Raw genomic sequence first — 13,877 nt, forward strand, 5'->3', positions numbered from 1 at the left:
TTAATGAATAACAAATATGGGAGATTAATAACAATGGATAAAGCAACAGTTTATTATTTTGTAGGCATTAAGGGCTCCGGTATGAGTTCATTAGCTTTGATTTTGCATGATAAGGGGTTCCAAGTTGAAGGTTCAGATATTGAACAATACACGTTTACGCAAAAAGGATTAGCGGCGGCTGGAATTAAAATGTTGCCATTTTCAGCGGCTAATATTCATGCGGGATTAACAGTTATTGCTGGGAATTCCTTCACTGATGACCATCCTGAAATTAAAAAAGCTCGGGCAATGGGGTTACCCGTTTATCGCTATCATGAATTTTTAGGTAAATTAATGGCTGGTTACACGAGTATTGGGGTTGCTGGAACCCATGGTAAGACATCAACTACGGGGTTATTAGCCCATGTATTGAGTAATATTGCCCCAACTAGTTACTTGATCGGTGATGGGACTGGAAAAGGGACTCCCGATGCCCGCTTCTTTGTATTTGAAGCGGATGAATATCGGCGTCACTTTGTCGCTTATCAGCCTGATTACGCCATTATGACCAACGTTGATTTTGATCACCCGGATTATTATCATGATTTGGCGGATGTTCAGTCTGCCTTTAAACAGTTTGGCAGCCAAGTCAAAAAAGGCATTTTTGCTTGGGGCGACGATGAAAGCTTACGGCAACTAGACGTCGACACACCTGTTTATTATTATGGCACCAAGGATCGTGATGATTTTCAAGCGGTTAACATTAAGCGGACAACGAAGGGGTCATCTTTTGAGGTGACTTATCATGGTGACTCACTGGGTGAATTCGAAATTCCGTTGTTTGGAGAACATAATGTCTTGAATAGCACGGCCGTAATTGCGGTGGCTTACTTTGAAAAAGTTGATTTAGATGAAATTCGCCGCGAACTATTAAGTTTTAGTGGTGTCAAGCGGCGGTTCTCCGAGAAAAAAGTGGGCGATATGATGATGATTGATGATTATGCACATCATCCATCAGAAATTAAAGCCACTTTAGACGCTGCTCGGCAAAAGTATCCAGATAAGCAAATTTTAGCGGTCTTTCAACCTCACACTTATTCTCGGACCAAGGCTCTCATGGATGGGTTTGCCACGAGTTTAAGTCAGGCAGACCATGTCTTTTTGACGAACATCTTTAGTTCAGCGCGTGAAAAGAGCGGGGATGTGTCATCAAAAGACTTGGCGGCTAAGTTACCTAATGGTGGCGAAATTGTGACCGTTGACGATATGTCTGCTTTAACCCAGTATCATGATGCCGTTGTGGTCTTCATGGGCGCTGGTGATATTCAAAAATATGAAAAAGCTTATGAAGCATTGATTGGCTAATAAGCAAACCGACTGGGATGGTGACACCATTCCAGTCGGTGAGTAAGCGGCGTTTGGGACTAGGTCCTAAGCGTCGCTTAATTATTGCGTTGACCTTTACAAAAATTTTAAAGCTTTATCGACCTAACTGTTTTACCTTCTTTGACTAATCTGATAAACTAGATGACAAGAAAGTTGAGGTGACTGATTGGCAATGTCTGAAAGATTAAGACGCAGTCATGTGATTGAAAAACTAGTGTCAGGTCGGTCACTGACTGATTATTAGTGAGTGACAATCCGTGATGACGACGGCAATTAGTACCTTAAACTTAGGCTTTTGAAGTATCAACAGTTAAATTTTTAGGCGAAAGAGGGATTCTATGAATAATTTTCAAAATGGTCCGCAACCAAGTACCATTAACACGCAAGTCGGGTTACGGAGCTTCTTAACTAAAATGTATGGTTACATGACGTTAGCTGTTTTAGTTTCAGCAGTGACGGTATACTTGGCAATGAACGTCTTCATGACGCAAATTAACGCTGCTTTTGGGCAACATCCGTTAATTTTCTTGATTATTTTCATGGTCAGCATGTTTGCGATGATTGGTGGGATTCAAGTCAATGCGACCCGCAATCCGGCAATTAGTTTTTCATTATTAATGCTATTTGCCGTTGTTTTTGGGGTTGAAATGTCCGTTACGTTGGCACTTTATACCAAAGCCACTATTTTTGGGGCTTTCGTAGCTGCTGGGGCGGTTTTTGCAACCATGGCCGTGATTGGGACCACTAGCAAGCGGGATATGTCTAAGTTAGGGACGCACTTAATAGCGGCATTGATTGGTTTGTTAGTTGCTTCGGTCGTTAACATGTTCTTGCAAAGCGCCATGATTAGTTACGTCTTTTCTTACATTGGGGTCTTAATCTTTGCCGGCCTATCCATGTGGGATGCCAATCGGATGCGTGATATGTACCTTAAATATGGCGACCAAGTTTCTTCAACTGGGTTAGCTGTCACCGGGGCGTTACAACTTTATTTGGACTTCGTTAACTTGTTCTTATACTTCGTTCAAATCTTTGCTGGATCTAGCCGTGATTAAATCGTTATTAATTGTATATTAGGTTCTTTGTCAACCGGTGTTGATGAGGAAAATTGAGGTTCAATTCATTTACGAATTGGGCCTCTTTTTTTTATTTTTATTTTGAATTCAATCTGTATTCTATAATTAAAATTCATCCAGTTTCAGTAGCCATAAGCTGTTCGTTTTATTTGTTTGATTTTACGATTAACACCCTCAATAGGCCCATTTGAGAGTGAACATTCCGTCATGTTTTTAATAAATTGCTTATTCTTGATAAAGGTCTTAATCGTTTGTAAGAGCTGAGGACTAACGTTCTCAACTCTACCTAAAGCTTCAATAAATGCGACATAGTTTCGACTACGAATGGCCTCGACTAATTCGTGAGCTGAATAATAAGTGTTCGCAAATTCTTCATTCAGATCCAGTCCCTCCAGGATTAGTTGTTCCTGAGTTAGATGGTCTTTTAAATGCGAAAACCATTGTGGTTTATCTTTTTCAAGTTTTGAATAATCTTTGAGATAGAGCCGCCAGTAATACTTAAGCACGCGGTATTCACGAGTGTCTGGGGCAAATCTTTTCATCAATTGAACACGAGTCTGGTTTAAGGATCGTAAGACCATTTGAACTAAATGAAAGTTGTCGGCGACAACTTTGGCGTTAGGAAAAATACTGTGCATAATGGTGTAGTAGTTTGCGTTAAAATCCATCACAACCTGGGTCACTTGCTGGCGATTTTTCAAGGAGTAATGATTTAAGAAGAATGCCTTAATCTCTTTAGTTCTACGTCCTGGAAGAATGGCAATGAGGTCGTGTTTCTGTGCATCAATAGCGATGAAACTCATTTGTTTCCCGGTAGAACGGAATTCATCGATGCATAAAGTAGTTGGTAGACCATCATAGGCTGGTCTAGTTTGTTTCCCCAAAGCAACTAATTGACGACTGACAGTATTAGTTGATACATTATACTCTGCGGCAATATTGACCATTGTGCGGTCTTCTGTTAGTGCTGTAGTAATACGGTGCTTAACATGTTGAGAAAGCTGATGCTGCTTGGCCACTACAGGGGTTTGGGCAAGTATGCTATGACCGCAAGCCTGACAGAGAAAGCGTTGCTTACGTAAAATTAATAATGCCGTTCGCTCGCTGATGTTGGAAATTCTGATATTAACTGTTTTAAAACCATTTCGAACGATTTCGTGTTGCCCACAACGTGGGCAAACACTAATTGAATAGGAAAGATCTGCGTAAATCCGTAAAACATCCCGGCTATTATCTTGAATTTTAAAATTAGTTATATTTTGGTCTTTAATTTGTAGAAGAATTCTTGTAGACTGGTCTTGAGACATATTAATCTTCTCGCTTTCAATTAGTTTTCGTCGACTTGATTGTAGCACGTAGAGGTGGTATGCCTCTTTTTTTTACAAAAATGGTGTCGCTGGATTTCTCCATCAACACCAAATATCATAGAACCGTATATTAGAGACAAAATTGCGCCTAGCTACGTTTGTGGCTAGGCGTTTTCTTGTACAATTTGGTTCTAAAATAGGTTCTTTATCAACCGGTGTTGATGAGGAAAATTGAGGTTCAATTCATTTACGAATTGGGCCTCTTTTTAGATAACTTAAGGGCCTGAGACTAGTGATAAGTTGATTGTTTTCTGATCCAATCATCAATGGCAAGTAGTTCCTTTTCAGTGTTTTGGGCCGAAGAACTTTGTACTGCCACCGCAAAAGTGCATAAAGCACTCAGGTCAATAGATTTATAAAACGCATTAATATGAGTGTACTGCTGGCAAGCAAAGATGTGGTCTTTGAATATAACTTTGGCCATATTTGGGAGATTAGTCAAAGTTCCCACCTGAGGCGCACTTAATATAAAACCACAAGGCTTTAAAATTGTGTAAGACAAGGGATGATTATAATCAGGACGTTTGAGTTCTGCGTTAAGCAATAAATTAATCGGATTGTGTTGAATTTGAACGGCAAGACAATCTCGAATTTTACCGCCACCAAGTCGGGAGCCAATCTCATTGAAAATAATAGTTTGACCATCGTAAAAAACTTCTAGATGAAATAGTAGATTATCGGGATGCGGAAAGTCGGAAACAACATGTTTAGCATATTCAACTAAGCGCTTTGTATCAGGATCATAGTCGTTTAGTTGGATACTGCCAACTGATTTAGCCTGAATAAAGCTTAAACAGTCGTGAAAGTATCTTGATGGGATGACATACATGAATTGATTGTCAATCATTAACCCATCAATGTGATAGGTTGGCATATTAATAAATGATTCCAGCATATTATTTGCTGGTGACACAAGCTTAGCAAGATATTTCTTTAGTTGGGAGTGATCTCTAATAATTTCGACGTTTTCTGAACCAGCACCATTTTGGGGTTTACCTACTAAAGGAAAACTGCATGAACGTGCAAATTTTTCTAAGGTCTTCGTATCATTGTCAGTTGAAATAAAGTTAGCCGTTTTAATGTTATGACGACGTAGCAGAGTCTTCATCGAAATTTTATTTCTAAAAGCATTCGCAGATAAACGTGTTTGGCCGGGTAAGTGTAAATGATTGCGAATTAAGGCTGCCGTTTCGATGTCAAATTCATCTAAGGCGATAATCCTATCGAAAGCATGTTGTTGGAAATTAGCTTCCACCGAGGAAATAACTGATTTTGGCTGCCATTCTTTAATGCCGACAAGATTAACACGACGATTGGATAAGACCTGAGAAAAATTTTTTCGCTTACTTTGTGGCACGAACAAATAAAAATAGTCGTTTGACTGCTGATTTAAAAAATCGATAAAATGATAGTATTTGGGACCTGCTGGACATAAAATTGCTAAATTCATTTTGTTCACTCCTTTGCTAACCAAACTAAATCAATCAGTACTAAGCCAAGGCAAATTGTGATAATTGCGGCTGGTAATGATAGGGTGAAAAGTTGACCGAATAAGTAACTTCCAATAATAGTACCGAGATTGGCAAACATAAATGAAATTGAAAATACTTTGCCAAGTTGAACTAGTGCGACCTTTTTTTGAATAAAGGATTGAACGGATACATTGTATCTTGAAATAGACATTGACAAGATTGAAATTGAAAAAATGAATAGTAGGGTGCTTTTGAAAAAAATGATAAGCAGCAGTGATAGTGCTGAAAATACCAGCGACCAGCGTTCGAATAAAATATTATCCGATAATTTGATCCACTTGATTGATAAGATACCGAGAATTCCCCCAACCGATTCAAATGCCAGAAAATAGCCATATAGATTTGAATTATGCAAAGTTTGAGTGGCATAGATAGGTGAAAGTATATTGAATCCTGAGAGGATAAGGTTTAAGAGTCCACCAGTGATGATTAAGAGTAATAAAACGCGATATTTAAGGATGTTTGACAGTGCTTTTTGATAATTGATACCTTTTTTCTTATTATGAATTTTTGGTAATTGGTAGACACAAATAAAAGAAATGAAAAAGGAGGCAGCATTGACGAATAGTACAGTTTGAAAAGATAGTAACGAAGCGCTATAGAGGCTTGTAAAAATTGGCGGGATAATAATTGTCACTAGTTGAATCAAAAAGGAAAGCTTAACGTTGAATTTTACCAGTTGATCTTTTGCAATCAAATGTCCGGATAATGTTTTGAAAAGTGGTGAATTTAGATAAACGTTGATATTTAATAAGAATACAATGACATACATTATTTGTAGTTCTTTGAAAGCCTGTGTCACCGCACTAATAACACAAACCAGGCAAGCGATTAAATCTGAGATAAGCAATGCACTTTTTAGATGTTTGCCATCAGCAATATAACCGCCAACAATACTACATATAAATGCCGAGGCACCAATGTAGGCATTGGCGTTTCCGAGTATGGCGCTGGAGTGAAAGTAATGTAAGATCCAAATGTTTAAGACAGCATTAAAGCCAAGCGTACCAATAAATGACACTGTTTTTGACGTAATTATTTTATATTCAGTTGAAATAAGTAGCACCTCATTTTTTAAAAACATAGTCTTGACTTAGTTTGGATAAAAAGTTAACTCGTTGCTGGAATTCCGGTTCTGAATTTGCTTCAAATGCAATTGAACAACAGATTGAGGACGCATCTGGTGGTGTGGCATAATTTTGATTTATTTGGACAAAATCATAGACTGCTGAAATCCAAGGCTTCGATGGCCAATCTGGTTTTTTAGTGAGGGTTCCACCGGGAATAAAAACTTGAAACCAGGCACAAATTCGCTGACCGGGATCAAATATTTTTGTTTTAGGTCGTTCATTGATTGGTAAATCATAGTTGTGCCAAAAGTCGCTTAAGAAATCTAGCTGGTATTCGTTTTTAGTTAGTTTAATGACACCTTGTCCACCAAAACGTTTTGCGCCCTCACAAAAAATCAAAGCGTCAGATGCTTCATCGTAAAAAAATTCAAAATGAAATGGAAAAGCCTTTTTATAAACCGTCGTCGCAATTATTTTTTGAGTTTCAGCGAATAGTTTATGAATCATTGATTTTCTTGCATATAATTTACTGGTTCGGATAATAAAAGGTTTCTTATTTGTGAAACTGTCCAGTACGCCGTATTCATACTCATGTACCGAAAAATTAATTATTCGGCCATCAAGTGAGAAACCGTCACACGTGCACATGTTTTTTAAAGGTGAATAGGTTTCGACCAGATAACTGGTATCAAAAAAAGTGTTATCAATAGCATCAATATCGCTCATGTTTTTAATCATCTGAATGCCATTGGCGGCAGCCGATTTTCTTGGCTTGATTAAACATTTACCGTTAGTTTTAAAGAAAGTTTTGAGTTGTGCTTTAGACAACAGGTTAGAAAAAATTGGTTGATAGATAACATCTTGCAAAACAGTTCGCATATAATACTTGTCTTTGAAACAGGTATCTACCAAAAAAGCAGTTTGAGTATTGCGGGTAAAAAAATCATTTAAGAAACCAACCCATTGGATGTCTTCTTCTGCTAAGGTTGTGATTTCGGTTATCTTTGAAAAAACATCAATTTCTTTGACTTTTTTAAAAACGGTTGCCAATTGAAAATCGGTTAAAAAAAAGCAACTTTCCAATTGTTGCGTCGTTAGGTATGCTGAGTAACTTGCCCTTTGATTCAATGGTGCAATCACAAGCCAAGCAGAAAAATCTAGTTGGTCAAGTGCAATACTAGCCGGTGAATAACGATAAATAAAAATTTTCATTTTAACGATTCTCCCTAAAAAATTTGACTTTTATTAAAAAAAGTAAATATAATAACATTCGAAATTAATAATACTAACTATATTCTAATTATATTATCATAAATCGATTTTTGCAATTTTTTTTGGAGGTTCAAATATGGAAAATAAAATAATTGTTGTGGGATATGGCATTATGACTACGGGAATTGTAAAAAACATTTTAAGTAAGACTGATTTTGATGTAAGTATTGTATCTAAGCATTTAACTGAACGAATAAATTGTACGGTAATGTCTACCTTTGCTGGGGATTATGACTTAGTCATCGGGTGTTTTAAGAATGATAGGGAGTCATTTAATTTTTGGTCAGAGGAAAGTGTCTTAAAAAGTCTTAGGGAAAACAATTCAATATGTATTGAATTGTCATCACTTAGTATGAAGTGTATTGAAGACTGGTATAAACTTGTCGACAAAAATAAGCTTACAGCGGTTGAAGTTCCTATTACTGGGAGTCGTATTGGAGCTGAAAATGGTACACTCCCCTTGTTTCTGTATTCTGAAATAAAAAATATATATTACAAAAATATTTTTTGCGAATTTTGTAAAGCTATATCTACAAAACAATACAATTTTCACAATCGTGTAAATCCTACAAGATTTAAACTTATGTATAATGCGTGGGGCGCTGTCATGCTTTACACACTGAGAGAATTTAATCCGGAGAACTTTGAATACGGAAAGGATTTATCGCTTGTTAATCATATTGTTGAATCAGATGGATGGATGTCATTATTTGCTAGTTCAAAATTGAAGCAGGTTCAAGACAATAAAAGTATGCAATCAGATTTTAAATTACGGTATATGATAAAGGATTTAAAGCTAGACACAGAATTTACGCTGCTTGCCATCCAGTTTTATTTCGATTCGACCATGATGTGGAAAAAATTCAACCGCCGCGTTATCTAGGCATGTTGCTTTGCGCGACATGCCTAGATAACGCGGTGTTCTTTGAGCGGTTTTCCCAAAATCTTGTGCTGATATTGGAAGCCTTGATCTGTGTGGACCGTTGTTCGATACCCTATCTGAGATAATTCTTCTGAAACTTCTCTAAGCGGTTTTAAGGAAAACTCGACTGTCGGATGATTACTGAGACTAGTTTTCCATAATGTTTAGTGAGAGTGGTGTTAAAGATGTAGTTGCTTAGTTATTCTCACCAAATGTTTTCAGGTGATGTTGTGCTCTTAAAGTTTGATAAATACCTCATTAGGCGAACTTCATGAAGCTAAGTTGATTGATGCAGTTCCTAATAATTCAGACTTAACTCCAGAAATGCTAGACGCGGTTATTAGCATGGTTGAAGACAGATCAGTTGCACTTGATGACGGACGAGGTTCAGTTACCCAAAAGGGCTCTCCCAATCCAGCTAAGCAACAGCGAAGAGCATTAAAAGCTAAGAGAAACGTAAGTTAGACGAATGCTGCCAGAAGATGCGGGAACATCAAGTACAGCAAGCAATTTATGGTCAAAGAAATAGTTATTCGAAAACAGATCATGACGCCACATTCATGCTAGTCAAAGAAGATCCGATGTAAAACGGGTAATTGAAACCAGCATACAACCTACAAATTGCCACTAGTAATCAATTCACCACAGGCTACAATCTTTTTCAAAATCCGATAGATGCTCGCACATTTCCAGTATTTTTAGCCCATCTAAAATCTCGACAAGTCCTTGGAAAGATCATCGCTGCCGATGCTGGTTGTGGTTCAGAAAGTAATTATCGGTATTGTGAAGATGAACTCGATGTGCATACCATACTAGTGCCATACGGCACTATGCTTAGAGAAAATAGCCGCCAGTGGCAAAATGATGACCGTAAAGCTATGAATTGGGATTACTATGATAGTGAAGACTATTTTCTTAACCCTCAAGGCGTACGATTAAGCATTAATGCTTATCGTGAACAAACTGATAAATATGGTTTTACCCGGCGGTTTAAAGAATATGTTGCCGAGAAATATGATAAAATCAACAACTGGTCCCAACCGTTCTCACGTCCAAAGAAAACCTACGACGTATCTTGATCAATGGAAACATGGGAGTATTTTAAAGCTAAGGAACGCAAACTGCTGTCAACACCAGAAGCTAGATCAATCTGTGCTCAGCGTAAGATTGATGTGGAGCCAATTTTTGGAAAATGAAAGCTTATTTGTATTTCAATCGTTTCTCGGTCCGAGGCCTTGACAAGGTCAGAAAAGAGGCCGGAATCGTTGTTATGGCACTAAATATCCGTGAGTTGACCGCAGTAGGTCAGCTTAAACGAGAAAAAACAAGCTGCAAAAATGGACGTACAACCCAAATTCGGCTGTACGTCCATTTTCACTTTTTAAAGGCTAGTTATTTCGCAGCCTTATCGACATTTATAATTAGTTGGATAATTATGTAAGTGAGGTATATTCAAAATTAAAAAAAGCGTGATTATATGCTGGATTGCATGAGTGTATGGAAATATGAAGACCCATTCAAACGTCAAAGTAAGGAACCCTAACACTATTTAATGTGGATGCAAAAGTAACAAAAATAGATAAGTTCTAATACGTAAAAACTAGTGCTTGGAGATACTGCAAGTGTTGGAACAAATCTATAATCTTGATTTTTTCTTTAGCAGTTAATAGCAAGTAAATCCGTAATTTGAGATTGGCCAGCTTTTAAAATCATACGCGCCCCGTTAGACACGATAATTTGGTACAATTAAAGAAATCGTTCGACTTAAAGGAGCATTCGGTAATGGCAAAAAAATTATTATTGATTGATGGGAATAGCGTGGCGTTTCGAGCGTTTTTCGCATTACACAATCAACTTGAGCGGTTTGTAAACGCCGATGGTTTACACACGACGGCCATTTATGGCTTTAATACGATGCTTGATCATATGATTAAAGCGGTCGAACCAACTGATATGTTGGTCGCTTTTGATGCGGGTAAAACGACATTTCGGACGGGCATGTTTGATGGTTACAAGAGTGGCCGGGCGAAAACGCCGAGTGAATTTTCTGAACAAATGCCCTACATTAAAAAATTGTTGGATGCATATGGTATTCAACATTATGAATTAAAAGACTTTGAAGCCGATGATATTATTGGTACCTTGTCGAAAGCCGCAGACGAGGCGGGTTATACGACTACTATCGTGACTGGTGATCGGGATTTAACCCAATTAACAACGGATCAGACCACGGTTGCAGTAACCGTTAAAGGCGTTTCGGAAGTTGAACGCTATACCCCTGAACACGTGCAAGAAAAGTTAGGCATTACGCCGACACAAATCATTGATATGAAGGGACTAACTGGGGATACTTCTGATAATTATCCGGGCGTCACCAAAGTCGGTGAAAAAACTGCCCTGAAATTGTTGAAACAATATGAGTCACTTGAAGGGGTCTTCGAAAATGTTGCTGCGATGAAGCCTAGCAAGATGAAAGAACATCTTATTGAGGATCAGGCACTGGCTGAACGGGCCAAGGTTTTAGCGACTATCAAGCGGGATGCCCCGATTACCGTGGGCTTGGCTGACTTAGCGTATACGGGACCAGATATCGACCAATTGGCTGAATTCTATCAAGCGATGGACTTTCAATCTTTCTTAAAAAAAATAAAAATTGCGACGAATGAACCAGCTAAGCCGATTGCGTACACCGAGTTAACAACGGCTAATTTAAACGAGTTAGCACAATTTAAGACCCATGTGGAATTCTATTTAGAGTTGCCTGCCGCCAATTACCATACCTCAGCGGTTGCGGGTTTTGCGATTGGCCATGCCGATCAGTGGTATATCAGTCGTGATGTTGAGCTATTACTCAAGCCAGAATTAGCCGAACTATTGGCTAGCACGACGATTCAGAAAAACGTTTTTGATATGAAACGAACCATGGTTGGGTTGAACCGCTTAGGACTTAGCTTGAAGGCGGTTGACTTTGATTTATTACTCGTCTCATACTTGCTTGATACGAATGATAATAGTAATGACTTGGGTAACTTGGCGGAACAGCATGGCTACCTAGATTTACCAACGGATGAAGAGGTCTATGGTAAAGGGGTTAAACGGGCGATTCCAGAAGATAATCATATTTTCTTTAGCCATTTAGCTCGGAAGTTAGCGGCAATTGCGGCATTAAAACCAGACCTTTTAAAGAAGTTAGATGAAAATGAACAAACCCCGTTATATCACGATATTGAAAAACCGATGGCTTTGGTTCTAGCACAAATGGAAATTGCTGGGATTACGGTGGATAGTAGTCGATTGAAGGCCATGGGGAGTCAGTTCAAAGAGCGGCTCAGTGAAATTGAACAAGTTATTTACCAAGAAGCTGGCCAAGAATTCAATATTAAGTCACCTAAACAATTAGGGAAAATTTTATTTGAAGAAATGCATTTACCAGTGCTTAAAAAGACCAAAACGGGCTATTCAACGGCGGTTGATGTGTTAGAGAAGTTGGCTCCTGAGGCCCCAATTGTTGCGAATATCTTACAGTACCGCCAAATTTCGAAGATTCAGTCGACTTATGTCGAAGGGTTATTGGATGCCATTCACTCAACCGACCAAAAAGTGCATACTCGGTACTTACAAACGTTGACGCAAACGGGTCGATTATCTTCCGTTGACCCTAATCTCCAGAACATTCCGGTCCGAGTAGAGGAAGGGCGACGGATTCGTCAAGCCTTTGTGCCAAGTCATGCCGGTTGGCAGATCTTTTCATCTGATTATTCCCAAATTGAACTGCGGGTCTTAGCGCACATCACGCATGATGAAAATATGCAGGCGGCCTTTAAAGCTGGTGATGATATTCATGCGGCAACTGCAATGCGGATCTTTAATTTGAAGTCACCGGCTGACGTGACCCCTAATATTCGCCGCCAAGCCAAGGCAGTCAATTTTGGAATTGTCTACGGGATTAGTGATTATGGGTTATCACAAAATATCGGCATTACTCGCAAGCAAGCACGCAGTTTTATTGACGCTTACTTTGCGGAATATCCAGGTGTGAAGCAATACATGACTGATATTGTTAAAACGGCCAAAGAACAAGGCTACGTGGAAACTATTGCGCATCGACGCCGGTATTTGCCAGACATTAATTCGGCTAGCTTTAATCAACGCGCTTTTGCAGAACGAACAGCGATGAACACGCCGATTCAAGGTAGCGCTGCCGATATTATTAAAATTGCGATGATTAATATGCAAGCACAATTAAAGGCCTCTGGGCTACAAGCGACGATGCTGTTACAGGTTCATGATGAATTGATTTTTGAGGCCCCAGCCGCTGAAATTCCAACGCTTGAAAAGTTGGTGCCAAGTGTGATGGATTCGGCCATTAAGTTAGCTGTACCATTGAAAGTTGAAAGTCATTTTGGCAATACTTGGTATGATGCAAAATAGGAAGTGAAGAGATGCCTGAATTACCAGAAGTTGAAACGGTTCGGCGTGGGCTGAATCGCCTTGTCAAAGGGGCGACAATTGCAAGCATTGAAGTCCGTTGGCCACGAATTGTCAATAATGATGTTGATAGTTTTAAAGCCCGCTTAGTGAATGCGACCATTGAAAAAGTCGATCGGCGGGGGAAATATTTATTATTCCGTTTTAATCATGGCTTGACGATGGTCTCGCACTTACGGATGGAAGGTAAGTATAACGTGATGCCTAAGGATGAAGGTCAAACTAAGCATACGCACGTTATTTTTCACCTGACTGATCAGCGAGATTTGTTGTATAACGACACCCGCAAGTTCGGACGGATGACACTAGTACCAACCGGTGAAGAAACGACGGTCGGTGGGTTAAAGACCATGGGTCCCGAACCAATTGACAGTGAGTTAACTATGGCTTATTTAACAGCTGTTTTGGCGAAATCCAAGAAAATGATTAAGCCATTTTTGTTGGATCAAAGCAAGATTGCTGGAATTGGCAATATTTATGCGGATGAAACGTTATGGATGAGTAAAATCCATCCGATGCGGCCGGCTAATAGTTTGACCGAAATGGAAATCGCTGCATTACGGCGAAGTATTATTGCTGAAATGGCGATGGCGATTAAGGGGCACGGTACGACCGTGCATTCTTTTTCGACGGCATTTGGTGAAGCGGGACAGTTTCAAAATCAGCTACACGTGTATGGCCGGGAAGGGGAACCTTGCGAACGCTGTGGGACGTTAATTGAAAAAATTAAAGTGGCGCAACGAGGGACCCATTTTTGTCCCCACGAACAACTGTTGTAGGAGGCT

The 13,877-nt window shown here is 39.1% G+C and carries 9 protein-coding genes and 1 pseudogene; 6 read left to right on the forward strand and 4 right to left on the reverse strand.

All coding sequences use genetic code 11. The features are described from left to right. The first annotated feature begins 33 nt into the window (after positions 1-33). Positions 34-1,344, forward strand: coding sequence for a UDP-N-acetylmuramate--L-alanine ligase (murC, locus tag C5Z25_RS11640; protein ID WP_105452723.1), 1,311 nt, complete (start codon positions 34-36; stop codon positions 1,342-1,344). Between the two features lie 359 nt (positions 1,345-1,703). Then, positions 1,704-2,420, forward strand: coding sequence for a Bax inhibitor-1/YccA family protein (locus C5Z25_RS11645; protein ID WP_105452724.1), 717 nt, complete (start codon positions 1,704-1,706; stop codon positions 2,418-2,420). A 65-nt stretch (positions 2,421-2,485) separates the two neighbouring features. On the opposite strand, the pseudogene C5Z25_RS11650 reads toward C5Z25_RS11645, so the two are convergent. The 4 genes and pseudogenes from C5Z25_RS11650 to C5Z25_RS11665 all read right to left on the reverse strand — a co-directional run bounded on the left by C5Z25_RS11650 (position 2,486) and on the right by C5Z25_RS11665 (position 7,622). After that, positions 2,486-3,748: pseudogene (locus C5Z25_RS11650) on the reverse strand (ISL3 family transposase). 289 nt (positions 3,749-4,037) lie between these two features. Continuing rightward, positions 4,038-5,258, reverse strand: a complete 1,221-nt coding sequence (locus tag C5Z25_RS11655; RefSeq protein WP_105452725.1) for an ATP-grasp domain-containing protein — start codon at positions 5,256-5,258, stop codon at positions 4,038-4,040. A gap of 5 nt (positions 5,259-5,263) precedes the next feature. Further along, positions 5,264-6,424, reverse strand: a complete 1,161-nt coding sequence (locus C5Z25_RS11660) for an MFS transporter (protein WP_105452726.1) — start codon at positions 6,422-6,424, stop codon at positions 5,264-5,266. Then, positions 6,408-7,622 (reverse strand): ATP-grasp domain-containing protein, encoded by a 1,215-nt coding sequence (locus C5Z25_RS11665; RefSeq protein ID WP_105452727.1) that lies wholly within the window; start codon positions 7,620-7,622, stop codon positions 6,408-6,410. Before C5Z25_RS11665 ends, C5Z25_RS11660 begins: the two co-directional genes overlap by 17 nt. A gap of 136 nt (positions 7,623-7,758) precedes the next feature. On the opposite strand from C5Z25_RS11665, the gene C5Z25_RS11670 reads away from it, so the two are divergent. The 4 genes from C5Z25_RS11670 to mutM all read left to right on the forward strand — a co-directional run bounded on the left by C5Z25_RS11670 (position 7,759) and on the right by mutM (position 13,871). Continuing rightward, positions 7,759-8,565, forward strand: a complete 807-nt coding sequence (locus tag C5Z25_RS11670) for an NAD(P)-binding domain-containing protein (RefSeq protein WP_105452728.1) — start codon at positions 7,759-7,761, stop codon at positions 8,563-8,565. A gap of 635 nt (positions 8,566-9,200) precedes the next feature. After that, positions 9,201-9,683: a transposase gene (locus C5Z25_RS12780; protein WP_105452730.1), complete on the forward strand. Its 483-nt coding sequence runs from the start codon at positions 9,201-9,203 to the stop codon at positions 9,681-9,683. Between the two features lie 703 nt (positions 9,684-10,386). Beyond that, complete coding sequence (gene polA, locus C5Z25_RS11690) at positions 10,387-13,035, forward strand: DNA polymerase I (RefSeq protein ID WP_105452732.1); 2,649 nt, start codon at positions 10,387-10,389, stop codon at positions 13,033-13,035. A gap of 11 nt (positions 13,036-13,046) precedes the next feature. After that, a complete protein-coding gene (gene mutM / locus C5Z25_RS11695) occupies positions 13,047-13,871 on the forward strand; it encodes a DNA-formamidopyrimidine glycosylase (RefSeq protein WP_105452733.1) in 825 nt (274 codons plus the stop codon). Positions 13,872-13,877 lie beyond the last annotated feature (6 nt).

The organism is Lactobacillus sp. CBA3605, from assembly GCF_002970915.1.
In the GTDB taxonomy this organism is placed as follows: Bacteria; Bacillota; Bacilli; order Lactobacillales; family Lactobacillaceae; genus Lactiplantibacillus.

Excerpts from the sequence above, each read along its gene's own strand:
- C5Z25_RS11655 (WP_105452725.1), bottom strand. The coding sequence starts at position 5,258 with ATGAATTTAGCAATTTTATGTCCAGCAGGTCCCAAATACTATCATTTT.
- C5Z25_RS11665 (WP_105452727.1), bottom strand. The coding sequence starts at position 7,622 with ATGAAAATTTTTATTTATCGTTATTCACCGGCTAGTATTGCACTTGAC.
- C5Z25_RS11660 (WP_105452726.1), bottom strand. The coding sequence starts at position 6,424 with ATGTTTTTAAAAAATGAGGTGCTACTTATTTCAACTGAATATAAAATA.
- C5Z25_RS11670 (WP_105452728.1), top strand. The coding sequence starts at position 7,759 with ATGGAAAATAAAATAATTGTTGTGGGATATGGCATTATGACTACGGGA.
- murC (WP_105452723.1), top strand. The coding sequence starts at position 34 with ATGGATAAAGCAACAGTTTATTATTTTGTAGGCATTAAGGGCTCCGGT.
- mutM (WP_105452733.1), top strand. The coding sequence starts at position 13,047 with ATGCCTGAATTACCAGAAGTTGAAACGGTTCGGCGTGGGCTGAATCGC.
- polA (WP_105452732.1), top strand. The coding sequence starts at position 10,387 with ATGGCAAAAAAATTATTATTGATTGATGGGAATAGCGTGGCGTTTCGA.
- C5Z25_RS11645 (WP_105452724.1), top strand. The coding sequence starts at position 1,704 with ATGAATAATTTTCAAAATGGTCCGCAACCAAGTACCATTAACACGCAA.